This is a genomic window from Myxococcus sp. AB025B (assembly GCF_006518215.1).
GTDB lineage: Bacteria > Myxococcota > Myxococcia > Myxococcales > Myxococcaceae > Myxococcus > Myxococcus fulvus.
The window spans coordinates 1-22,077 of record NZ_SRLW01000002.1 but is presented as its reverse complement, the minus strand read 5'-3'; the positions used below and the strand labels follow the sequence as shown (position 1 = coordinate 22,077).

The 22,077-nt window shown below is 69.3% G+C and carries 21 protein-coding genes; 12 read left to right on the top strand and 9 right to left on the bottom strand.

Annotation, left to right across the window (positions count from 1 at the left end):
- Positions 1–53 precede the first annotated feature (53 nt).
- The gene (locus FL311_RS00655) at positions 54–794 is read left to right on the top strand and encodes a peptidoglycan-binding protein (protein ID WP_141322851.1); all 741 of its coding nucleotides are present in this window, start codon (positions 54–56) and stop codon (positions 792–794) included.
- 6 nt (positions 795–800) lie between these two features.
- Here the strand turns inward: FL311_RS00655 and FL311_RS00650 are convergent, their stop codons facing one another.
- The gene (locus tag FL311_RS00650) at positions 801–1,343 is read right to left on the bottom strand and encodes a biotin transporter BioY (protein WP_228556597.1); all 543 of its coding nucleotides are present in this window, start codon (positions 1,341–1,343) and stop codon (positions 801–803) included.
- Positions 1,344–1,678: 335 nt separating this feature from the next.
- Here FL311_RS00650 and FL311_RS00645 point away from each other — a divergent pair, with 335 nt between their 5' ends.
- From FL311_RS00645 to FL311_RS00620, 6 genes are all read left to right on the top strand, one after another.
- Positions 1,679–3,130: a hypothetical protein gene (locus FL311_RS00645; RefSeq protein ID WP_141322850.1), complete on the top strand. Its 1,452-nt coding sequence runs from the start codon at positions 1,679–1,681 to the stop codon at positions 3,128–3,130.
- Positions 3,127–3,507 (top strand): hypothetical protein, encoded by a 381-nt coding sequence (locus FL311_RS00640; RefSeq protein WP_141322849.1) that lies wholly within the window; start codon positions 3,127–3,129, stop codon positions 3,505–3,507. Before FL311_RS00645 ends, FL311_RS00640 begins: the two co-directional genes overlap by 4 nt.
- A 432-nt stretch (positions 3,508–3,939) precedes the next feature.
- A complete protein-coding gene (locus FL311_RS44870; protein ID WP_228556596.1) occupies positions 3,940–4,323 on the top strand; it encodes a DUF6310 domain-containing protein in 384 nt (127 codons plus the stop codon).
- Positions 4,320–5,105: a DUF5953 family protein gene (locus FL311_RS00630; RefSeq protein WP_141322847.1), complete on the top strand. Its 786-nt coding sequence runs from the start codon at positions 4,320–4,322 to the stop codon at positions 5,103–5,105. The genes FL311_RS44870 and FL311_RS00630 overlap by 4 nt, the downstream gene beginning before the upstream one ends.
- Before the next feature lie 9 nt (positions 5,106–5,114).
- Complete coding sequence (locus tag FL311_RS00625) at positions 5,115–5,864, top strand: RNA methyltransferase (RefSeq protein WP_141322846.1); 750 nt, start codon at positions 5,115–5,117, stop codon at positions 5,862–5,864.
- A 119-nt stretch (positions 5,865–5,983) separates the two neighbouring features.
- The gene (locus FL311_RS00620) at positions 5,984–7,021 is read left to right on the top strand and encodes a hypothetical protein (protein ID WP_141322845.1); all 1,038 of its coding nucleotides are present in this window, start codon (positions 5,984–5,986) and stop codon (positions 7,019–7,021) included.
- Between the two features lie 53 nt (positions 7,022–7,074).
- Here FL311_RS00620 and FL311_RS00615 read toward each other — a convergent pair whose 3' ends face one another.
- On the bottom strand, positions 7,075–7,971 hold the full coding sequence (locus FL311_RS00615; RefSeq protein WP_141322844.1) for an RluA family pseudouridine synthase: 897 nt from the start codon (positions 7,969–7,971) through the stop codon (positions 7,075–7,077).
- Between the two features lie 175 nt (positions 7,972–8,146).
- Between FL311_RS00615 and FL311_RS00610 the strand changes: the two genes are divergently transcribed.
- Positions 8,147–8,764, top strand: a complete 618-nt coding sequence (locus FL311_RS00610; RefSeq protein WP_141322843.1) for a hypothetical protein — start codon at positions 8,147–8,149, stop codon at positions 8,762–8,764.
- 303 nt (positions 8,765–9,067) lie between these two features.
- Positions 9,068–9,208, top strand: coding sequence for a hypothetical protein (locus FL311_RS00605; protein WP_153882661.1), 141 nt, complete (start codon positions 9,068–9,070; stop codon positions 9,206–9,208).
- 12 nt (positions 9,209–9,220) lie between these two features.
- On the opposite strand, the gene FL311_RS00600 is transcribed toward FL311_RS00605, so the two are convergent.
- The 6 genes from FL311_RS00600 to FL311_RS00575 form a co-directional block, all read right to left on the bottom strand.
- On the bottom strand, positions 9,221–12,184 hold the full coding sequence (locus FL311_RS00600) for a Vps62-related protein (protein ID WP_194868991.1): 2,964 nt from the start codon (positions 12,182–12,184) through the stop codon (positions 9,221–9,223).
- 127 nt (positions 12,185–12,311) lie between these two features.
- Positions 12,312–15,290 carry a Vps62-related protein gene (locus FL311_RS00595; RefSeq protein ID WP_141322841.1) on the bottom strand — a complete coding sequence of 993 codons (2,979 nt, stop codon included), beginning with the start codon at positions 15,288–15,290 and terminating at the stop codon, positions 12,312–12,314.
- Between the two features lie 169 nt (positions 15,291–15,459).
- On the bottom strand, positions 15,460–16,734 hold the full coding sequence (locus FL311_RS00590) for an endonuclease/exonuclease/phosphatase family protein (protein WP_141322840.1): 1,275 nt from the start codon (positions 16,732–16,734) through the stop codon (positions 15,460–15,462).
- A 232-nt stretch (positions 16,735–16,966) separates the two neighbouring features.
- A complete protein-coding gene (locus FL311_RS00585) occupies positions 16,967–17,203 on the bottom strand; it encodes a hypothetical protein (RefSeq protein ID WP_141322839.1) in 237 nt (78 codons plus the stop codon).
- A gap of 141 nt (positions 17,204–17,344) precedes the next feature.
- Positions 17,345–18,133, bottom strand: a complete 789-nt coding sequence (locus FL311_RS00580) for a DUF4336 domain-containing protein (RefSeq protein WP_141322838.1) — start codon at positions 18,131–18,133, stop codon at positions 17,345–17,347.
- A gap of 43 nt (positions 18,134–18,176) precedes the next feature.
- Positions 18,177–18,551 (bottom strand): hypothetical protein, encoded by a 375-nt coding sequence (locus tag FL311_RS00575; protein ID WP_194868990.1) that lies wholly within the window; start codon positions 18,549–18,551, stop codon positions 18,177–18,179.
- A gap of 137 nt (positions 18,552–18,688) precedes the next feature.
- Between FL311_RS00575 and FL311_RS00570 the strand changes: the two genes are divergently transcribed.
- Entirely contained in the window at positions 18,689–19,507 is an 819-nt protein-coding gene (locus FL311_RS00570) for a lipopolysaccharide assembly protein LapB (RefSeq protein ID WP_141322836.1), read from the top strand.
- Between the two features lies 1 nt (position 19,508).
- On the opposite strand, the gene FL311_RS00565 is transcribed toward FL311_RS00570, so the two are convergent.
- Positions 19,509–20,309: a hypothetical protein gene (locus FL311_RS00565; protein WP_141322835.1), complete on the bottom strand. Its 801-nt coding sequence runs from the start codon at positions 20,307–20,309 to the stop codon at positions 19,509–19,511.
- 118 nt (positions 20,310–20,427) lie between these two features.
- Between FL311_RS00565 and FL311_RS00560 the strand changes: the two genes are divergently transcribed.
- Complete coding sequence (locus FL311_RS00560; protein ID WP_228556595.1) at positions 20,428–21,444, top strand: AraC family transcriptional regulator; 1,017 nt, start codon at positions 20,428–20,430, stop codon at positions 21,442–21,444.
- A gap of 154 nt (positions 21,445–21,598) precedes the next feature.
- Positions 21,599–22,077: alpha/beta hydrolase (locus FL311_RS00555; RefSeq protein WP_194868988.1), on the top strand; the 479-nt coding region annotated here is incomplete at its 3' end.

The window sequence follows — 22,077 nt, the reverse complement described above, 5'->3', positions numbered from 1 at the left end:
TCGCGGGGTGACAGGATGTGCCCCGCGGCCACGAACTGGCGCGCGGGTGTCCCATGAGCGAAGTCGAGCTGGGCAAGGTGTTGCGTCGGGGTGAGGAGTCCTCCGGCGTGCGGCGCATCCAGGAATGGCTGACGTTGAGCGGGTTCGCGGTCGCCATCGATGGGGACTTCGGTCCGGCGACGGAGGCCGCGCTCAAGCGCTTCCAGGCGAAGGTGGGGCTGCCCGTCTCGGGCGTCGCGGATGCGGCGACGTTCGAGCGACTGACGGGGCCGCTGCGCGCGGCGCTCGCCACGATTCCGCCGGCGGGGCGCACGTTGGGGGCGCTGACGGTGGCGTACGCGGCGCAGCACCTGCGGCAGATGCCGCGCGAGGTGGGCGGACGCAACCGGGGGCCGTGGGTGCGGCTGTACCTGGATGGGAACGAGGGTGCGTCCTTCTGCTGGTCCGCGGGGTTCGCGACCTTCTGTCTGAACCAGGCCGCGAGGACGCTGGGGACGCCGATGCCGCTGGAGCGCACGTTCTCCAGTGACCTGCTGGCGGCGCAGGGCAGGGCGCGCGAGCGCTTCGTGTCGAGCCTGAGCGCTCCTCCGGACCGCGCGCGAATCCGACCTGGGAGTCTGTTCCTGCGAAGGCGCACGCCGGGGGACTGGTCCCACTCGGGCATCGTCACCGAGGTGGATGAGGAGACCTTCCAGACCATCGAGGCGAACACCAACGACGAAGGCGCGCACGAGGGCTACGAGGTCTGCGCGCGCACCCGGGGCTTCAAGAACGTGGACTTCGTCGTGGTGTGATGGACGTCAGACTTCGCGAGCGCGGGCGAACCGCCAGGCGAGGTGCGTGAGCAGCCCGGCGATGAGCGCCTTGAGCAGCCCGCCGGGGAGGAAGGGCACGAAGCCCTTCTGGAAGGCCGTGGCGAGGTCGAGCGACTTCGCCACGCTCAGCCAGCACATCCCGATGACCAGGACGAGCAGCTGTCCCGCGAGGAACAGGGGCACCGCCGTCCACAGTCGCCGGTCGTAACCACGCCGGGCCGCGAGTCCCACGAGGAAGGCCGCGGGGAGGAAGCCCACCAGATAGCCGCCCGTTGGCCCGAGCAGCGCTCCCCATCCGCTCGCCGCCTTGGCGAAGAAGGGCAGGCCCACCGTGCCCAGCAGCAGATAGGCGAGTTGGCCCAGCAGCCCGCGTCGAGGCCCGAGCGCGGCAGCGGTGAGAACGACGGCGAGCGTCTGTCCCGTGACGGGCACCGGTGAACCTGGCACCGAGATGGCGACCTGCGCGAACAACGCAGTGCAGAGCGCGGCGCCGAGGATGACCGCGACCTCCTGGACTCGAGTCCGCACGAAGCGGTCCGCCAGGACGTGACCAGACGGGACGTGGGCGCTCACCGCGGACCTGTCCACGAGCAGTGCGTGCGGCGTGAGGACCTGGAGGGGCGTGAAGACACGGGCGGATGCTCGGCGAGGAGGCAGAGCGTTGCAAGGCGATGACCACGGCCTTCGACCGAGCACCGGCTGCCCCAGCGGGTCCTCGCCCACCGCTGAGCCTTCGGCGAAGAGACGGAGTATCGACCCGACGAATGTCGCTTGGGCGACGCTCCCGAGGTGATGAACCCTTTGGCTCCAGGGGCCTGCCTGACAGGCTCCGGATGGATTCAACCGCGCGGAGGGCATGCCCCATGGGGATGCAAGTCCGGCCCCTGCCGGAGGTGGAACCGTCGACGCCTGCTCCGAAGGGCTCGACGCCCGAGGTCGAGCAGACGCCCTCCGCCTCGATGTCGGCCGGCAGCCGTCTGCTCGCGGTGCTCGGGACCTGGCGCGCGCGGCTGGCGCTGATGAGCGTCTGGGGCGTGTTGCTCTTCGTGGCCTTCCAGCCCGGGCTGCTCTCCAGCGACTCGCTCGACATGCTGGCGCAGGGGCGTGCGGGTCGCTACTCGGATTGGCACTCTCCCTTCTTCTCGTTCGTGCTGGGGAAGTCCTTCGCGCTGACGGGCTCGACCTGGCCGCTGCTGGCCCTCCAGCTCCTGGTGCTGTCGCTGGGCCCTGTCCTCCTGCTCGGGCGTGTCTCCGGAAGACGCGGGCTGGGGGCGCTCGCGCTGCTCGTCGTGTACTGCCTGCTGCCGAGCACCTGGGCCGTCGGGGTGACGCTCTGGAAGGACGTGTTCAACGCGGTGATGCTGCTGGGGACGGCGGTGCTGCTCACCCGAGGGCGTCCGGGTTGGGCCTTCGCCTGTCTGGTCTTCGCGACCCTGACACGGCACAACGCCATCGTCGCCAGTGTGTGGCTGGTGCCCATGGTGGTGGCGCGCGTCCCCGCGCTGATGAAGGAGCGGGCTCGCCCTTTCATCGCCGGTGGCATCCTGCTCGGAATCCTGGCGTGCGCCCCGGGCTTCGTCGAACGAGCCATGGGCGCGCAGAAGTCGTGGATCGCCGGCGCGCTGCTGGTGTTCGACGTGGTGGGCGTCTACGTGCGCGAGCCCTCGGCGATGGATGGCTCGCCGCTCGTGGAGCGGTGGCAATGGACTCCGGAGCAGCTGGGCGGACTGTATGACCCCCGGTCCATCACTCCGCTTCTATGGGGAGAACCGGCGCGTGGCTCCATCTCCACGACGCAGGTGCTCGAAGCAAGGGATGCCCTGACACGCGAGTGGCTCCGGGTCGTGCGCACGCATCCAGGCTCGTATCTGCGGCACCGCTTGTCGGCGTACTCCGCGAGCCTCGGCCTGGGAGACTCCTCCGACAGCTACTATCGGGACATCGGGAGCTTCCACCGCGTCATCGATCCCAACGACCTGGGCTTGACGCTGCGAACCCACACCGCGGTCCATCGGGCCCTGTCGGCGATGCGCGAGGAGTTCCCGTGGGTCGCGGCCAGTGGCGCACCGTGGCTGGCGTTGACGCTGGCGCTGGCGGTCGTGGGCTGGCGCCGTCGCGCGTTGGATGGCGGGTTGATGTTCTGCGTGGCCGCCTCGGGCGCCTGCTATGCGTTGGCGTATCTCCCCGTCTGCGTGAGCGCCGAGTTCCGCTTCTATTATTGGACAGCCATCTCCTCGTTCGTCGCGAGCGCGCTGTGGCTGGCCTGGCCTTCTTCGGACAGCGCACAGTCACCTGCGCTAGAGTCTCGCTCATGAAAGCGTCCTCTCTTCTCCGGAAGGCAGCACTCACCGCGGTCGTCGCCTGCGGTGTGGCGTGTGGCGAGTTCGATCCCGAAGCGGCCCGGACCATCTCCCAGGGTGTCTACGGGCTCACCGAGTACGTCGACGACGTGTGCTCCTCTTCCTGTGACCCCGAGCCGCGGTCGATGGACTTGAGCATCCGCACGCCGTCCGACGGTGAGCTGGTGGCCTCGGTGAAGTCGGACGACGACGGGTTCTACGAGGCCGAGCTGGCCTCGGGTGACTACGTCATCTGCACGAGCTTCGAGCGCTGCACGGACTTCCGGGTCGAGCCCGGACAAACCGTTCGTCTCGACTACGAGATGTCCGTGGGCCCGGGCTGGAAGAAGTAGGCCCGGAGACGCGCTGGCGGCGTCTGCACGAAGTGAAGTGCCTTGAGGTATACGGGCCACCAAGGAGCCCGTCCTCCACATGGACGATGTCGAATGGACTTCCGAACTTGCGGCACACTCGTCCATGCCACTGCCGTAGTCTTGGCTGGGTGCGCCACTCCTCAAAAGGCGCCTGCGGCGCAGGAAGCGTCTGACACCTACGCTTGGGCTCCGGTACGCCCACCTGCTGTTCCTGGTACGGGCCTTCCCACCCCCGGGCAGCCAGGACAGGTTCGCCCCGAGCCCCTACCTCGGAGTCCCCACAAGCGCGTCTTGCCGCCAACCCAGGAGCCGGGCCTTTGGGCCGGAGACGCTCCTCGGGCCTCGCAGGAGCCGGAGGCAAGCCCCGCAGTGGAGAGGGGCAACGCGAACAGGAGCATCCCGCCTCCCCCAGTGACGCTGGAGCGCCGCCCGGAGTGCCAACCCATCCTCGTGCCGCACGCGGGCAGGGATGATGCGCATGACGCGTGCGCCGATAAGTTTCCGCCCAACCGTTACCCCGGTATGGACGTGCTCGTGGCGGGAAGCCGCTTTGATGCGCTGCAAGTGGGTGTACGCATGCTGTGGGAGATCAAGACCCACAGATTCGACACATATCCGGCCTTCATCCAGGCGCGGGAGATTGAGAAGGAAATGGAGCAACTGGAAAAGGAGCAGGACGCTGCGGAGGCATGCGGCTACGGCTACACGATTGGGGTGAGTACCCAAGCGCACAAAGATGCGCTGCTGGAACGGGATCAGTCCCTCAATATCGTCGTCACGGGGTGCAAACGATGACGACGCAAAACAGCCTCGGCATCATCGTTTATGCGCCTGCGCTGGTGCGCAACGACCGGCGGACGCTCGATATTGTCCATGGGATGGAAAAGGCGCTCCCCGGCTTGCGCCTGGAGTGGCGGCTCTCCGGTGGGGGGCGCCCCATCGAATTGCCACAGCGCGATGCGTGGCTCGCAGAAAACACACAGGATGGGAAATTCCCTCTCTTGTGCAACGGGGATGAGCGCTACCCCGTGACGGTGAACGGGAGGGGAAGATCGGGACGCCGCAGCCCAGGCGGCCAGCCCCTGTCTGAAATACATGTAAGGCTTCCACTGGACGAGCGCGTGATCGCGTCAGCGGTGGCGGTGCTCGAGGGCGTGGCGGAGGGGGCGTGTGCATTGTGGGGGCGCGCGACGCCGTCCGACGCCGCGGTGGACATCGCGTATCAGACAGCCCCCACACAGGGGGGGCCACCGTCCCCACGACGCGGGCTGCCGGCCCTGAAGCTCTTCGAGCACATCCGCTCGCCCGAGATTCCGTTTTACCTTGGGTGGCTGAATTATTGGTCTGCCGCCGCTGCGCGAACCATTGGATTCCCAGACTCCTCACGCGACGCCGAGCTGCTTTCGCGGGCGAGGCGCACGGCGTCGGGCGGGTGGGTGGTGCAGCTCACCGAAGCCCCGCTTGAACTCGATGGCAGCGCCCACTTGGACGCACTCAAGCGCGCCTACGATCGCTTCCCGGAGATTGGGGGCCGGGCCCGTGCGGATGTCCGCGACGGGTCCACACGTGGCGGGTAAGGTGACCGCATGGCTCTCACCTCCCACCTGCGCGTCGTGCTGCACCAGACCCAGGGCCCGGACAACCTCGGCGCCGTGGCGCGCCTGGCCGCGAACTTCGGCGTGGCGGAGCTCGTGCTCTCCGACCCCCAGCTCCAGGAGATGGACGGCGCGCGCCGCATGGCCGTGCACGCCGGCCACATCCTCGAGTCCGCGCGCATCTACCCCACGCTCCCCGAGGCCCTCGAGGACGTGGTCTTCGCCATGGGCACCACCTCGCGTCAGAACCTGCGCGGCATGTCGACCCTCTCCCCCGAGGACGCCGTGGCGCTGCTGTCGCTGCACGCGCAGCGGGGCAAGGTGGCCCTGGTGCTCGGCGGCGAGAAGCGCGGCATGTCCGACGAGGACCTGAGCCACTGCCAGCAGGCCCTGGTCATCCCCACCAGGCCCGAGCAGCCCTCCATGAACCTGGCCCAGGCGGCCGCCGTCCTGCTCTACCTCTGCGCGCGAGAACACGTGGAGCAGACCACGCCCGGCGCCGTGGACGGTGCCCCGCTGCGGCTGGTGCAGGCCCTCCAGGCCTGGATGCGACAGGTCCTCCTGAAGGTGGGCTTCCTCAACACGCAGGCCCCGGACGCGCTGCTCGCGGAGATGATGCACTCGCTCACCCGCGCGGCGCTGTCCCGGCGCGAGGTGGAGATGTGGCTCACCGCCTTCAAGCACCTCTCCCGCAGCGTCGGGCTCCCGAAGCTCGATTCAGATTCCAAGAAGGAGAGTTGAGCACACGTCTGTGAATGCGTTGGGCCGGGCCTCGTCGGAAGCGGCCCGGGGGTACTGGAAAACCCCCTGAAGGGCGCCTAGAAGCACGCCCCTCATTCACGACGAGGCACACCCACCGTATGAATCGAAAGAACGCGCTCGGCACCCTGCTCGCGCTGGGCCTGCTGACGACCCTGACCGCTCACGCCGAGGTGGTGTTCGCCCAGGCCAACCTCCTGCTCAACAAGAACCAGCTCTCCGCGGTGAACTACCGGGGCAAGGGGCTGTCGCTTCCGGTGGGCACGAAGGTGCAGGTCCTCGAGCGGGATGACGACGAGGTCCGCTGCCGCGTGGTCGACTCCGGCGCCGAGTTCCGGTTCGTCTCGCACAAGAGCCTGGGCAAGACGGCGCTGGCGCTGTTCCCCGGCTTCTTCTCCGCCAAGGACCCCGCGGCGCGCATCGCGGCGCTCACGCCCGAGGAGCAGAAGCAGGTCAAGGCGGGCACGCTCGCCAAGGGCATGTCGCGGGACGCGGTGCTGCTGACGGTGGGCCCGCCGCCGCCGCACCGGACGCTGTCGCTCGAGAGCACGAAGTGGACGTACTGGAGCTCGAAGTTCTCCACCTTCGAGGTGATCTTCGACGCGGACGGCAAGGTCGTCTCGTACGGCGGTGAGCCCGAGCCCGCGCCGGCCGCGGAGCCGGCTCCCGCGCCGGCGCCGAAGTTCTTCCACGCGACGGCGAACTTCCACTTCCAGGACGACACGGTGTCGTGGGTGAACTACCTCAAGGGCCCCATCCTCCCGTTCAACACGAAGGTGGAGGTGCTGGACAAGGGCAGCTCGAAGGTGAAGTTCAAGGTCGTGGAGACGGGCAAGGAGTTCGTGTTCGAGAACGACTCGCGCTCCGGCGCGGACACGTGGGCGCTGTTCCAGGCCTCGTTCGCCGCCGAGGACCAGGCCGGCAAGCTCGCCGAGCTGTCGCCCGAGGACCGCAAGAAGGTCTCCGCGTCGGAGGTGGTGATTGGCATGTCGCGCGCCGCCGTGCGCATGGCCTGGGGCCCGCCGCCTCCGCACGAGACGGCGTCCTTCAACTCCACCACCTGGACCTACTGGAAGTCGTCGCTCGCCAAGGTGCGCGTGACGTTCGACCCGGACGACAAGGTGAAGTCCATCGACTAGCGGTCCGCTGTCACGGCTGTCCGGGTGGAAGCACGCCCCCGGACAGCCGCGCATCACCCGCCGAGCCGCAGCGCGGGCGGCAACGGCGCCTGGAACTGGAGTCGCTCGCCCGAGCCCGGATGCGTGAAGGCGAGGGACTCGGCGTGCAGCAGGTAGCCACCGTCTCCGGGCAGGCCCGGGTGCTCCGCGTGCGGAAGTCCCCCGGCGACGAAGAGCGGGTCTCCCACGAGCGGGTGGCCGATGAAGGCCAGGTGGATGCGGATCTGCTCCGAGCGCCCCGTGTGGATGTCGACCTCGAAGAGCGTGTCCTCCTCGCGTCGCTCCAGCACCCTCGCCGTGCTGTGTGAGGGCTTCCCCGTCGCACAGGCGCCATGCACCTCTCCCAGCCTGGGGTGCGGCACCAGCCCGATGGGAGCGCGGATGTCGTAGGTCTCCTCGACGGCGAGGCCTTGCGCGAGCGCGCGATAGCGTTTGTTCACGCGGCCCTCGCGCCAGTCGCTCGACAGACGCACCGCGGCGTCGCGCGCCCGGGTGAAGAGCACCAGGCCCGACGTCGCGCGTCCCAGCCGGTGCATGGGGACCGCCTCGGGCCAGCGCTCCTGGACGAAGGAGAGCAGGGTGTTCTTGAGGAACCCGCCCGACGGCAGGGTCGGCAGCCCGCTCGGCTTCACCACGATGACCAGCTCCGCGTCCTCGTGCACCAGGTCGAACGACTGCGGCGCGTCCGGCTCCTCCCAGGGCGGGCGGTGCCAGCACAGCCACTGCCCCGCCTTCAGCGGCTCCGAGCCATCCGCGACGCGGTCATCGAGGCGCACCTCTCCGCGCGCGAAGCGCCTGCGCCACTCCTCCTCCGTCGAGTGACGGTACTTGTTCGTGAGGTGGGCGAGCGCGCTGCGGCCGGGCTGACGCCCGAGCTTCTCGCGGTACACATAGCCATCGTTGAGCAGCACCCGGGCACCCTATACCGCGCGAGCCCGAGGCGGGAGCCGCTCGTCCGTGAGCCCCAGGCGACCGAGGGGCCGGACGTGGCGCGAAAATCCTCGGGAAATCCCCGCTGTAACCATGTGGGCGCTCCTGGCGAAGAAGGGGTGGCTGTCCCTCATTGCGCTCGGAAGGAAGTGACCCGTGAACATGCTGAGCAAGGTGGAGAATCGCTCGTCGGTGCGGCAGCAGCAGGGCCCGAAGACGGATGACGCGCAGCGCGCGGACGAAGCACGCAAGCGGGCGGAGGCGGAGGTTCGCGCCGCGAAAGCGGCGAAGGAGGCGGAGAAGCAGGCCCGTCGCCAGGCCGAGGCCGCCCAGAAGGCCGAAGCGGAGGCCTCTCGCGCGCGTGAGGAGGCGGAGAAGAAGGCGAAGGCGCCCGGACAGACGCCCGAGCAGCAGGAGCTGTCGAAGCAGGCCCTGAAGGAGGCCCAGGCCGCGGAGAAGGTCGCCGAGGCGGCGCTGACCGACGCCAAGAAGCAGCTCCAGGCCGCCTCCGCCAAGACGACCGAGGCCACGCGCCGCGCCGAGGAGGCCAAGAAGAAGGCGAACGAGGCGGCGGAGCGCGCCGGGCAGACGCCGCCGTACGGCAAGCAGCAGGCGATGACCCACGAGATGTCCACCTTCGAGGACGCTCCGCCGAACCCGGAGATGGAGAAGCTGATGGGCCGCACGCCGCCCGCGAGCGGCATGCAGTCCATGCCCGTCTCGGACCTGCCGATGATGAGGCCCTCGGACGGCATGCGGTCGATGAGCGTCTGAGGCCGGCTCCCGCATTCCCACGTCCTCGACGCGCACGCTATGGTCGCCGCGCGGCGAACGGGGGCACATGAGCCATGGCGCAGTTCGAGCAGCACCTCGCGAAGGGTGACTTCCAGGCGGCACTCCAGTTGATCGACGCGGAGTTGTCCTCCGCGCCCTCCGCGGACCGGTGGCTGATGGCGTTCAACGTGCGAGCTCGCCTGGAGGACTTCGACGGAGCCCTGCGCGCCCTCCTCGGTCGCCGCACCCAAGGTCCCTGGAACGCTGACACGCACCCACGGAGCCCGCGTCCGCTTCACCGATATGAGCGACTCGGATGACCTGACCGGCCTGGTGGGGCTCCTCCAGGTGGCGCGCATCGACTTCGACGCGGGCGGCAGGCCTACCGCCGAAGAGCCTCGACCGAAGGAGAAGAAGTCCTTCGGGTCGAAGCTCTTCGGGTGAGCCGGCGCGCGGCTACTCCAACTGCAGGGCGCTCGGGTGCGCGAAGCCCTTCTTCAGCGGAGCGGTGGGGCCCCCGTTGAGGATGCACTCGCCGGAGCGCTGCGAGACGATGTTGTCGCAGCCCGCCTTGTCATTGCCCCAGTCCGACGTGATGTTGAGCCACGCCAGGGAGCCGGTGAACGTCCCCATCGGCTGCCAGTGGAAGATGACCGGCCGGTCCCACGCGTTCCAGCTCACGCCATGGCCCGTCATGTCATCCAGCGTGCCGTTGTTGGGGAGGTACTCGTACGTGTGCTTGCCCGGGGTGGCGTAGAGCGCGTGCGAGCCCTGCGCCGCGTAGGCCGTGGGACGGAAGCCCGACAGCGCCATGTCCTTGTGCCCGAACTCGAAGAGCCCGCCGTGCGAGTGCTGGCTCATGTAGACATACGCGGGCCGCCCGTCGATGAACCGCACGGTGAGGTGCTCCCAATCCCCCACGTGGTTGCCGAAGGTGGACCTGCCCACGCCCAGACAGCCACCTCCGGTGTCGTAGCCGATGCAGACCTCCTTGCCCGCGTTGTAGGGATAGAAGGTCCAGTAGATGAGGTCCGTGATGTTCGTGGGCATCCCCAGCGAGGTGCGGCGGACCTTCTGGATGTAGACGGGCACGTGCGTCTGGTCCGGCCGCTGACCGTCGAGGAACGCGGGGTCCGTACACGACGGGCACCCGAGCGACTGGTTCGTCTTCAGGTGGTATCCCGTGTCGTGCACGTTCGCGAGGAAGAACTCCACCGAGGAGGGCATGTAGTACTCCCCCGGGTGGAGGTAGATGCGCGGCGCGTACTGGAACGCGGCCAGCTCGTCGACCAGCCCGCCCTGCAGCTCCGGATTGGCGAGCATGCTCTTGTTGAGCGCCCAGAAGCGCGAGGCGTCCGCGCCGCCGTAGCCAGCCTGGCCCACCATGACGGGGACCGTCAGCGCGCGATGGTCCACGCCGCCCGTCTGGAAGACGGAGCCGTCATTGTGTCCCCCCGAGCCCTGGTCGTTCCAGAGCCAGCTCGAGGTGCCCGGAAGGACATACTCCGAGCGGACGCAGCGGATGAGGTCGGTGGACGGCTTGTCATAACCCAGCTGGGCCACTGAACCCAGACACGTATAGCCCGGCGGCGCCACGGGGTGCCAGAAGCCGACGTCGTGGCTGCCGCCCGTGCCACGGTCATTCCAGACGAACGTGTAGTCGACCGGACGCGCCAGCACGTCCCCCTCGCCCTTGACCACGAAGGTCATCCTCGGCGCCGGGTTGTGGTCCGGCATGGCGACATCGCCCAGGGAGTAGTAGCCGGGCAGCTGGCTGAGATTGGGACGCCAGACGGAGACGTCGTTGTTCGCGTGGGTCCCGAAGTCGTCGTAGATCCAATCGAACCAACTGGTCGCCTGCACCCAGAGCCGGAGCGGGGCTCGCAGGCGTGCCTTGTCGGAGCGGAGCGTGAACTCTCCCGCGCGTCCCACCAGCGTCGTCGCGGCGACCAGCTTGTACGTGCCGGGGTTCAGGTAATACGAGATGCGCGCGACGGGGCCGCCGTCCCGGTTGTTGACCTCCGCGAGCACCCGGTTGCTGGTGTCCAGCAGATAGAGGTAGGGGCCGACGTTGGCCTCCAGCTCGAACGTCACGACGTCCGGCGCTCCGGTGTAGTCGACGATGAACTGGCGGTTGTCGAGGCTGCTCGGGAACTGGCCGCCGGACGGCGTCCAGCGTCCGTGCAGGGTGTTGTGGTCATTCCGCTCGGTGGTGGACTCGACGATGATGCTGGACGTCTGCGCCTGGAACGGCTGTCCGGCGAGGTCCGTGTCCTGGGTGAGCACGAGCTGTTCGCCCTGGAAGCCGCCGTGCCAGAAGAGGGTGACGCGGTAGCCCTCGGGCACGCGGATGGAGCGCAGCGTGTCGTTGCCGATGGTCAACTGGCTCAGGTCGTAGCGGCCCGCGAGCAGCGTCTGCTGTGCCCCCTGGAAGCCATTGCCCGTGTAGAGGATGACCGGCGCCTCCACCTTGAGGCTCGACGCCTTCAAGTCGATCGCCTGGCCCGTCAGGTCCGTGTCCGACGTGAGGGTGGCCGGTGTGCCCTTGAAGGCCCGGTCCGGATAGAGCGTGAGCAGCCAGCCTCGCGGCACGCGCACCGAGTGGATGGCGTCCTCGCCCACGGGCAGCTCGGAGTGGTCGTACCAGCCGGGCTGCAGCGACTGGGGCTGGGCCGTGGACGTGCTCGCGGGGTAGACGCCCACCGTGGGCGTCCACGCCGTCGCGGCGCCAGCGTAGAACAGGGAGAGGCTTCCCCCGTCGAACCCGTTGGAGTCCGCGGGGCCGTTCCAGCCGCAGTAGCCACCGCCTCGCAGCGCGACGACCTGATCTCCCCAGGAGTAGATGCTCGCGCCGTGCTGGGCGTAGCCCTTCAGCGCGAAGGCCTCGGTCGCCACCTTGAACGCGGTGCCCCGGAGGTCGATGTTGGCCCGGCCCGAGTCCGCCCAGTCGCAGGACATCGCCGTGGCGAACGGCATGGAGGTGATGGGCTGGCCCCCGTGGAAAACCTGCCCGGTGGAGGTCGCGAAGGTCGTGTCGTTCGTGTCCACGCGCAGGGTGTGCGGGTCGATGCGCAGCCTCGTGTAGACGGTGCGCACCGTGGTGCCCGGGGTCGCGCCTCCCGCGGTGTACTGGGAGAAGTTGGCGAGCTGTCCCCGCTCACGCGGCGTGAGGTACTCGCGCGGCGTCCCCGCCATGTCATGGCACCAGGCCATCCACGGCCGGGCGGGGTCTCCCATGAAGTGCAGGGCGTACTCGCCATCTCCCGCCGTGGGACGGGCCGCGCGAATCTCCTGACAGGACTTCTCCCTCACGGGCCCCAGCGGCTGCTCCACCACCCGCAGCGCGTCCAGCTCTCCGGGCCCTGGCTCCTCCGGGGTCACCTCGTCGGGTGACACCGGCTGACAACCGATACAGAGCACGACGAGGGCGCTCCACCGCTTCCATCCAAGACGCCGAGGCATTCTTGCAAGACCGTCCTTTCATCCAAGGAGTGATGTCTCCTTCGACAAAAGGACGGCGGGGTGGAGCGCGTGTTATTTCCGGCGCCTATTGCATCGACAGGCTGCCCGGCTGGGTGAACGGTCGGGCCATGGGGGCCTTGGGGCCCGGGTTGAGGATGCAGTCGCTCACGTAGATCAGGTTCGGGTTGCCGCAGCCGGCCTTGTCATTGCCCCAGTCCACGGTGAGGTTGAACCGCTCCAGCCCGGGCGTGGTGTACGTCCCCGCCGGCTGCCAGGGGAAGATGACGGCGTTGCTCCAGCCATCCCAGGCGAGGCCTTGCCCCGTGTCATCGTGGTAGTACTCGCTGAAGTTGGCCTGGGCGTAGGTGTATCGGCCAGGGGCCGGATACAGGCCATGGGAGCCCTGGGCCGCGTAGACCTCGGGGTGGAGGCCCACCAGGGCCAGGTCCTTGCTGGCGAAGTGGGTGGGCGGACGTCCCGCGCGCTGGCTCATGGCCAGCTGGGTCGGTCGGCCGTCGACGAACCGCAGGGTGAGGTGCTCCCAATCCCCCACGTGGTTGTCGAAGGTCGTGTATTGCACGCAGGTGCGAAGGATGGGATTCCACTGGGTGCAGATGGGCTTGCCACGGTTGTAGGGGAAGAACAGCCAATAGACGACGTCCGTGGTGTTCGTGGGCAGGCCCGCCTGGGTGCGCGGGATGATCTGCGCGTAGACGGGGACGCCGTGCTGGTCCGGGCGCTTGCCCTGGAGGAACGGCAGGTTCGTGCACTCGGGGCAGGCGAGCGCGTCACGGGTCCTCAACCGTGTGCCGTCGTCCACCATGTTCGGCACGAAGTCATTCATCCCGGAGGGGAAGTACGTCTCGTTCGGGTGGAGCCGGATGCGCGGGGCGTAGCGGAGCACCGTGAGGTCGTCGACGAAGCCGCCCTGCAGCTCCGGGTTGGCGAGCGCGCTGTTGTTGAGGGCCCAGAACCGCGAGCCATCCGGACCGTCGTAGTTCCCCTGGCCCACGAAGGTGGACGTCGCCAGCGTGCGGTGGTCCCTGGGGTCCGCCTGCCACAGCGCGATGTCTCCACTCGCCTTGCCGGAGCCCTTGTCGTTCCAGACCCAGCTGGCGCCCGCGGGCAGCACGTACTCGTCCTTGACGCAGCGGATGCGGTCCGTGGGAGGCGCGTTGTAGCCCAGCTCCACGACGGAACCCAGACAGGTGTAGCCGGGGGGAGGCACGGGCTGCCAGAAGGCGGCATCGTGGTTGCCTCCCGTGCCGCCGTCCTCCCAGATCCGGTTGTAATAGAGCGGCCTGGCGAGCAGGTCTCCCTCGCCGGAGACCGCGAACGTCATCCGCGGTGCCTGTCCATGGCCGGGCATGGCGATGTCGCCCAGCGAGTAGTAGCCGGGGTGCTGGCCGAGGTCGGGACGCCAGACGGAGACATCGTCATGGGAGCCCGTGCCGCTGTCGTCGTAGGCCCACGTGAAGGTGTTCACCGTCCTCACCCAGAGCTTCTGGGGATAGCTCAGGCGCGCCTTGTCCGAGCGGACCGTGAAGTCCGCCGTCCGCCCCGCCTGGGCGGTGGCGGCCACCAGCTTGTACGTGCCCGGGCTCAGGAAGTACGCGAGGCGCGCGCGGCCGTCTCCCAGCGTCTCCCCGCCCTCCAGGAGCACCTGTCCGTTGGCATCCAGGAGGTAGAGGTAGGGGTCGACGCCGGCCTCCAGTTCGAAGCTCACGACATCGGGGCGGCCCGTGTAGTCGACGGTGAAGGCGCGGTTGCGTGTGCTGCCCTTGTCCTGTCCTCCCGAGGAGAGCCAGCGGCCGTGGACGATGTTGTTGTGCCGGGCGGTGGTGGACTCGACGACGATGCTGGAGGTCTGCGCGTCGAACTCGTGGCCCGCGAGGTCGGTGTTCTCGGTGAGGATGAGCCGACCGCCCTGGAAGCCGCCATGCCAGTAGAGGGTGACCTGGAAGCCCTCCGGCACCTCGAGCGAGCGCAGGGCGTCATTGCCGATGGTGAGCTGCGACAGATCGTAGCGGCCGGCGCGCAGCGTCTGTCTGGCGCCCTGATAGCCGTGACCGGCGTAGAGGGTGACGTCTGCCTTCACCTCGATGCCGCGGGCCTGACGATCCCACCCGTTGCCGACGAGTTCGGCGTCGGCGGTGAAGGTGCGCGTGCTGCCGGTGAAGCCCGGGCCGGCATGGAGCACGACCCTCCAGCCGCGCGGGACATGGACGGCGCCGAGGCCCTGGGGGCCCAGGTTCAGGTCCTGGGTGAGGTAGTAGCCGGGCTGCAGCGGCTGCGCGGTGGCCTCCGAGCCGTCGCGTGGATAGACGCGGGCGACGGGCGTCCAGGCGGCGTTGGCGATGGTGTAGAACAAAGGCAGCTTCCCGCCGGTGAGCCCGTCGGCATTGAGCGGCGCGTTCGAGCCGCAGTACCCGCCGCCCTTCAGCGAGACGACCTGGTCGCCGAAGCTGTAGACCTGGGAGCCGACCTGGCCCCAGCCGCTCACCACGAAGGCCTCCGGGGCGACCCTGAACGGCGTGCCACGCAGGTCGATGTTGGCCCGGCCCGAGTCAGCCCAGTCGCAGGACATCGCCGTGGCGAAGGGCATGGAGGTGACGGGGACGCCGGCGTGAGCGAGCTCACCCGTGCTGGTCGCGAACGTCGTGTCGGAGGTGTCCACCTCCAGGGTGTAGGGATTGATGCGGAGCCTGGAGTACCGGCTGCGCACGGTGGTGCCCGGTGCGGCGACGCCCGCGGTGTATTGGGAGAAGTTGGAGAAGAGGGTGCGCTCCTGGAGGGGCAGGTACTCCTTGGGTACTCCTGTCATCCCGTGGCAGTAGACGCGCCATGGCCAGGCCGGGTCTCCCAGCACATACAGCGTGTACTCCCCATCCGGGGCCGAGGGCCGGGCCTGCTGGATGTCCAGACATGACTCCTCCCTGGGGGAGGCGAGCTCCCGCTGGAGGGAGGCGAGGCTGAACTCCGCCTCCTCTTCCAGGACTTCACCCTGACATCCCATCGCGAGTGTTGTGAGGCTTCCCAGCAGCTTCCTGCCAATCCGACCCATTGCGTTGACCTCTCCCAGCGTGAATTCCGCGAGCAGGAGACGGGATGGGGGCCTGGGTTGTTATTTTCGTTGGGGACTTCCTGAATTTTCGGGCCGCGGTGTCCTTGATGATGAGTGACGGTGAGGACGGACTCGAACCCCGAGGTTCGAATCCGCCGTCCCGAAACCCTCACGTCGCCTGGGTCGGCGCCGGCTTCCCGTTCTGGCTCTTCGCGGGTCGCGGCGTGTAGTGCGCCACGACGGGCTGGTGGTCCGAGGACTCCGTGCTCCGGTCCACCTCGAAGAGGACAGGCTCCAGCTCCGGGCTCGCGTAGAAGTTGTCGAAGCGCTTGCCCGTGGCTGGCACCACACCGGACTCGTCCGGAAGGGACGTGAGCGTCGCGCTGTCCGCGATGTCCTGCAATCGCAGCCAGTGCTCGCTGCCTCGCTGCACCTTCCCCGAGCGCAGCTCCGCGCAGGCCTGCTTCGGCGTCATCATCGCTCCGCCGGGCAGGCGCACCCGCGTCACGGCCGCGTGAGCGATCGTCTCCGGCAACCCCTGCTCGAGCATGTGCAGCTCGTGCCGCAGTCGCGGGTCCGCGATGTTGCCCACGCCCTTGTCGCCCACGCTCGCGTTCGGCTCGCCGTAGCGCACGGCGTACTCCTCCACCGTGTCCGTGTCGTCGTAGGTCCTCAGGTGCGCCATCAGCCAGGAGCCACCCGTCTTGATGGCGGTGTTGGCGTTGAAGTCGCCCAGCGCCACCGCGTGGGGCGCCTCCCGGTGACGCACCAGCAGGTTCAGCTGGCGCATGTTGTGCGCGTTGATGCCGGAGTCCCCCAGCGTGTGGTGCACGTTGTAGAGGACGACGGGCAGCCCCGCGACCTCCAGCCGGACCATGAGCGCGCCCCGGTCCTCGGGAATCTCACAGGGGTCCCCGCCTCGCCGCTGGATGGCGGCGGCGCGCTCGGCGTCGGAGATGACGTAGGTGAAGTGCGCCGCGTCCGCGAGTGGATGCCGGGTGAGGAAGGCCTTGCCGTTGACCAGCCGCGTGCCGTGGAGCCCGTCACTGCCGTGGTACGCCAGGTGGAAGCCGTAGCGCGCCGCCAGCAGCACGGAGATGGGGACGTTGGCCTCCTGCAGGCCGATGACGTCGGGCATGCGGCCCTCGGCCTCCAGCTCGTCGAAGTACGCCAGCAGCGCGGCGCGGCGCTGGCCCCCGAGCAGGATGTTGTACGTCATCACCGTGAGCCCCGGACCCGTGGTGGGGCGGGGCTCGGGGTGACGGACGATGATGGCGCGCCCGTCGCCGAGCTGGCGCTCCGTGGCGGGCAGCTTGAGGGCATCGAGCGTCGGCAGGACGAGCGTCGAGTCCCTCCGCGGATGCGGCTCATCAATCGGGGTGGCCATCCGGCCGAGCAGGGGGCCCACGCCGGGCAGGTGCTCCAGGACCTCGGGCACCTTCATACGGCCTCCCGGGACGCGCGCGGGGCGCGGGGCAGCGAGTCGAGCTGACGAGCGACGGTATCCACCAATCCTCCTGAGTGCCCCTCAAGTTCGGTGCGGATCCTCCGACTGGCCAGGGGCAAGCCCCCCCCCGAAACGCGGGGTTGTCTTCCTCGCTGGGAAGGAGAGCAGGCGGACAGGAAGGCACCGCCTTCCTCCTCGGGACTCGGGGCAGGGGACCGGGGACAGGCCTTCAGCAGCAGGTGCGGCGACAGGCGCGCAGGCGCGACGTGCACACCGCCTGGCAATCGGCCTCGCCCTCGTAAGCGTCCCAGCAGGTGCCGAAGGTCCCGTCGCAGTCATCGCAGCACGCGGCCGCGAGCCGCTCCATCTGCTCGACCTCGACCCGCGGCGGCGCGTCCTCGGCCGCCACGGCGACGCCGGCCCCACAGCAGACTCCGACGAACAGCGCCACGAGCATCGTTCTCATGTGCCCCCCCACGGCCTGGACTCGACCCGGACCGTGGTTGTCCCACGGCGACGACGGGTCGACCCCCGAGGAGACGGCGCTTGTCCGAAATCTTCGGTTGCCTCGTACCGCGGGGCAGGTGCGAGGCGTCCGGGCGACGGCTCAACGCACCCAGGCGAAGGCGCGCTCCAACCGGGGCAGGGCATCTTCGAGGTAGCTGCGCCCATGTCCCACGACGACGCGCTGGGGCCTCCACGCGAGCATCCGCTGATAGCAGGCGCGCGCGTCGGCCTTGCGTCCCCAGGCCGTGAGCTGGACCTCCCTGGGCGTCTGTCCCGGCCACATCGCCCCGCCGAGCGTGAGCATCCAACGGAAGCGAGGCTGGACGCGCTCGTGCTCCATCGCGATGACCATGTCCGCGACGAGCAACGTCGACGAGTCCCGGTGGAAGAACACGACCTCTTCGATGTAGCGGCTGCCTCGGAAGATGAGCTGGTCGATTTCGCCCGCCCAGACCTCCGGCGCGCCGTCTGCGAGGTCCGCGTCGAACGGGGCGTCGAGCTTCTGCGAGCGCGCACGCTCACGCACTCCCGGAGACGCCCAGGCCGTCGCGCGGGGATGGCGCGCCTTCCACGCGGCGATGGAGACGTAGTGGAGCCGGTTGGGGGAGACGAGGTGCTCGACGGGACCGAGCGCGTCGATCTCCGCGAACAACCCGGGCGTGGGCGCGATGGGGGACCACAGCCACAGCCCGCCCGAGCGCAGGCGGATGATGACCATGCGCGTGGGGAAGGGCAGGGTGATGGGGCCCACCTTCATCTCGATGACGGGCCCGTCCACACACCAGAGCCCCTCCGCCACGGGCTTGAGCGTGCACAGGGGTGCATAGGGCCGGATGCCGTGGGACCACTCCCCCTGTTCGTCGCCCCGCTCGCGCGTTCCCGAGGTCATGGCCGCGAAGCCTACCGCCCGAGGCCAGGGCCGTCGAAGACGCTCAGCGCGCGCGCACCGTGCACGAGGTCTTGATGAAGTCCACGTCGTCGTAATACGCGCAGGTGAAGTACACGTTGACCTCGGGCCGATCGGCGCAGTCCCGACGCCCCGTCTGCGTGATGAGGTCCGTGTCCAGGCTCACGCACTCGCAGCTGTTGCAGCCCGCCTCCTTCTTCAGACACACGTGGCTGGTCGTCGCGGTGACGATGGTCCCGCAGTACTCCGTGGCGCGCTTGCAGCGCGTGTCGCCGCACTCGACGGTCTCCGGGAAGGTCGTGTCGCCTCCGTCGTCCTTCCCATCGTCCCCCTTCGAGTCGCTCCCGCAGCCCACCACCAGCATGGAGAGAAGCACCAGGTACTTCGCCGTCGCCTTCATGTCGTCCTCCCGAGGAGTCACAGGGGGCAGCAACGCCCCCGCCTGAAGGGAGGAGACAGGCCGCGAGACACCGTTGCAGGAATTCGACAGCCCCCCCTCGTGCTTGGACGCCATACCGCCTCATCGGAATATTCGTTATGTTCCGGACAATGACGCCGTGGCGACTGCTGGCGATGTGTCTCTTCGGGATGACGGCGTGCGCGACGACACCGACGGCCCCACCGGTGCCTGCCTCGTGCGAGCCGGGGGCGTTGCTGCCGTGCGCGGAGTGGGGGCAGAAGCTCCTGCGCGAGGGTGACCGCTATCGCGCCACCGAGGCCTTCGCCAAGGCCTGTGAGGAAGGCGACCTGTCGGCGTGCATGACGGAGGGCGAGCTGCGCAAGGAGGCCGGTGACTACAACGGCGCCGAGCGCCCCCTGCGCAAGGTCTACGACACGGGCCAGGAGTCCGCCGCCATCGCGCTGGCGGAGGTGCACGAGGCCCGTGGCGGCCCCAGGGACCTCCAGCTCGCGTCGGACTTCCGACACGAGGCCCTCGCGCTGAACAAGCCGGACACGGAGGTGGTCTTCGCCCTCCGCGTGACGTCCGAGGCGGGCGCCGCGACGGAGCTGTCCTTCAACCTGCAGCCCATGGCCTTCAACCACCGGCGCCTGGGCTTCGGGGTGAACACCGTCCTGGGGCCCCCCGACCTCTTCGAGCTCAACGGCTTCGGGGGCTATCAGCACTACGTGTCGCCCTGGTTCGTCCCCTACGCGCGGCTGATGATGGGCGCCCGCTCGGTGGCCGGAGGCAGCGCGCTGAACGTCGGCGGCGAGGCCGGAGCCAAGCTGGCGTGGGAGGACATCGGCCATATCAACATGGCCGCGGGTGTCTCCATGGCCAGCGGCGGCTACTTCTCCGTGGGCCTGGGCCTCAACGGCATCATCGTCCTCGCGCTCCTGCTGCAGGTCCGCTGAGTCACTTCGTGGGCAGCCCCAGCACATAGGAGATGGCCGCCTTGCCCGGAGCCTTCACCTCGCCCACCTCCCAGGTGTAGCCCTCCTTCGCCAGCGACGCGGTCATCTCGGCGAGCTCGCGGGGATGGTGCACCCGCAGCGCCGACACCAGCCCGTCCCAGAAGATGAGCAGCGGCGCCACCGGCACCCCGTACGTGAGCAGCAGACGCAGCGGCGTCATGGGCCGCACCAGCGGCGTGAAGAGCAGCACCAGCACCGGCACCAGCAGCATGGAGAGCACACCGGCCGGCGTGCGCCGCACCGTCTCGAATGCGGCGATGGGGACGCCCTTCGCCTGCGCGTCCGCGAGCACCTGCCGGGCCTCCTCGGGGCGGAAGTGGTGCAGCGCGCTGAACAGCGTCCGCATCCCGCGCAGGTCCGAGGGCACCTCCAGCGCGTCCACCGAGCGCTCCAGGTAGGTGACGCCCTCGCCGCGCGCCCGCTCGGCGGCCTCCGCGTTGGGATACTTGTCCGACAGGAGCACGCGCGCTTCCACGCCGTGCTTCTGCGTCAGCAGGCGCTTGAGCCGGGGCAGCGGTCCGCGTCCCCCCGAGCCCAGATCCAGGAGCGCGTCGCTCCCGGAGGCCCTCAGTCCGCGCGCGAGCACCTCCGTGGCGCCGTCGAAGAGGCCCAGGCGCGAGCTGACGGTGTGCAGGTAGTCGGTCGCCAGATCTCTCAGGGCGCGGGGGAACCAGTCCTGGTCGATGAACTCGAAGAGGTGCAGCCGGGGCACGCAGGCGCGAGCGGTGACGGTGTCGTTCATGCGCCAAGGGTGCCGTCCCGAGCACCCGGCCGCAGTGACAGCCCGCGCCAGAACGGCTTGCCGCGCGCGCCAGCCGGCGACTACCGTCCGCCGTGTGCCGAAGCCGTCCTCCAGTGGCGTGCCGTCACTCTCCGCCCGACTGGCGCGCCAGGCCCTGCGCATCGCGAGTCGGATGGGGCTGCCCGTGGAGCCGCTGCTGCGGCGCGCGGTGGGCCTGAGCCTGGAGGACCTGGACGACCCGGAGCTGCGCGTCCCCTACGCGGTCCTCGACGACCTGCTGGAGCAGATGGAGTCGCTGTCCGGTGACGCCAACCTGGGCCTGCACCTCGCCCGCGTGGACATGGTGGACCTGGACGACCCGGCCACCTTCGTGGTGCTCACCAGCGCCACGCTGCGCGACTCGATGGAGCGCGGCGTCCGCTACCAGCGCGTGTGGGGCGACGGCGAGCGCTTCCGGATGGAGGACACCGCGCGCGGCGTGCGCATGCGCTTCACGCCCGTGGGCGCGTGGCGGCCCGCGCACCGGCACCTGGTGGAGGCCGCGCTGAGCCAGTTCGTCACCGGCGTGCGCGCCTTCACCGGCGAGGACGTGCACCCGCTGCGCGTGCGCTTCGCCCACCCGGCGCCCCAGGACCTGTCCGAGCACCAGGCCCTGTTCCAGGCGCCGCTGGAGTTCGACGCGCCCTTCAGCGACATCGAGTTCTCCCACGAGGACGCCAGCCGCCCCTTCGTCCACGCGGACACGCTGCTGCACGCCATGTTCGAGCGGCTGGCCCAGCGCGCCCTGGAGAAGCTCCCGGCGCTGAGCACCACGGCGGACCGCGTGCGCGAGCAGGTGCGGCAGGCCCTCTCGGGTGGGGACGCGTCCTTCCAGGCCGTGGCCCGGGCGCTGCGCGTGCCTCCCCGCACCCTCCAGCGTCGTCTGGCCGAGGAGGGCCACTCGTACGCGGGAATCGTCGACACCCTGCGACGTGAGCTGTCCGGCATCTACCTGCGACGTCGGATGTCCATCGCGGAGGTCTCCTTCCTGCTGGGCTACGCCGAGCCCGCCGCCTTCCACCGCGCCTTCAAGCGCTGGTGGGGCCTGAGCCCGGAGCGCTTCCGCCGCGAGCAACAGGGCTCCTCTTCTTCCTGATTTGCACGTGTTACGGCGTGTCAACGGGTCCGCCGGGACTGCGCGCGACATGTCTGGGAATGATTGAGGGGCCGAGCGGAGAAGGACCGTTTGACTCGCTTGGCGGCGCGTTCCTAGCATCCGGGGATACCGCAGCGGGGGACTCTCCACTCACATGCCGGCTTTGACTGAGTCACCTGGGTTCCTGACCCAGGGCGAGGACTCGCTCTATTACGTCCACCATCGGGCCCGGGCGGAGCGCCGCGCGGCGGTGTTGCTCGCGGGGCCGTTGGGATTGGAGCGCGCGCATGGCTACGTGGTGTGGGTGCGGTGGGCCCGCTATCTGGCGGAGCGGGGCGTGGAGGTGCTGCGATTGGACTACCGGGGCTCGGGGGAGAGCACGGGCCGCTTCGATGAGATGACCTTCCCGCGCTGGGAGGAGGACGTGCGCACGGGCCTGGAGCACCTGCGCGCGGCGAGCCCCGGGGTGCCGGTGTTCGTGCATGGCTTGCGGCTGGGGGCGCTGCTGGCGGCGCGGGTGTTCCGGACGGACGCGGTGAATGGGTTGTTGATGTGGGAGCCGCCGGAGTCGGGGCGGGCGCACCTGATGGAGGTGCTGCGGCGCAAGGTGGCGGCGGACAACCTGGAGGGGAC

Excerpts from the sequence above, each read along its gene's own strand:
- FL311_RS00620 (WP_141322845.1), top strand. The coding sequence starts at position 5,984 with ATGAATCGAAAGAACGCGCTCGGCACCCTGCTCGCGCTGGGCCTGCTG.
- FL311_RS00570 (WP_141322836.1), top strand. The coding sequence starts at position 18,689 with ATGTTCCGGACAATGACGCCGTGGCGACTGCTGGCGATGTGTCTCTTC.
- FL311_RS00645 (WP_141322850.1), top strand. The coding sequence starts at position 1,679 with ATGGGGATGCAAGTCCGGCCCCTGCCGGAGGTGGAACCGTCGACGCCT.
- FL311_RS00565 (WP_141322835.1), bottom strand. The coding sequence starts at position 20,309 with ATGAACGACACCGTCACCGCTCGCGCCTGCGTGCCCCGGCTGCACCTC.
- FL311_RS00640 (WP_141322849.1), top strand. The coding sequence starts at position 3,127 with ATGAAAGCGTCCTCTCTTCTCCGGAAGGCAGCACTCACCGCGGTCGTC.
- FL311_RS00575 (WP_194868990.1), bottom strand. The coding sequence starts at position 18,551 with ATGAAGGCGACGGCGAAGTACCTGGTGCTTCTCTCCATGCTGGTGGTG.
- FL311_RS00585 (WP_141322839.1), bottom strand. The coding sequence starts at position 17,203 with ATGAGAACGATGCTCGTGGCGCTGTTCGTCGGAGTCTGCTGTGGGGCC.
- FL311_RS00580 (WP_141322838.1), bottom strand. The coding sequence starts at position 18,133 with ATGACCTCGGGAACGCGCGAGCGGGGCGACGAACAGGGGGAGTGGTCC.
- FL311_RS00655 (WP_141322851.1), top strand. The coding sequence starts at position 54 with ATGAGCGAAGTCGAGCTGGGCAAGGTGTTGCGTCGGGGTGAGGAGTCC.
- FL311_RS00605 (WP_153882661.1), top strand. The coding sequence starts at position 9,068 with ATGAGCGACTCGGATGACCTGACCGGCCTGGTGGGGCTCCTCCAGGTG.
- FL311_RS00625 (WP_141322846.1), top strand. The coding sequence starts at position 5,115 with ATGGCTCTCACCTCCCACCTGCGCGTCGTGCTGCACCAGACCCAGGGC.
- FL311_RS00630 (WP_141322847.1), top strand. The coding sequence starts at position 4,320 with ATGACGACGCAAAACAGCCTCGGCATCATCGTTTATGCGCCTGCGCTG.
- FL311_RS00595 (WP_141322841.1), bottom strand. The coding sequence starts at position 15,290 with ATGGGTCGGATTGGCAGGAAGCTGCTGGGAAGCCTCACAACACTCGCG.
- FL311_RS00590 (WP_141322840.1), bottom strand. The coding sequence starts at position 16,734 with ATGAAGGTGCCCGAGGTCCTGGAGCACCTGCCCGGCGTGGGCCCCCTG.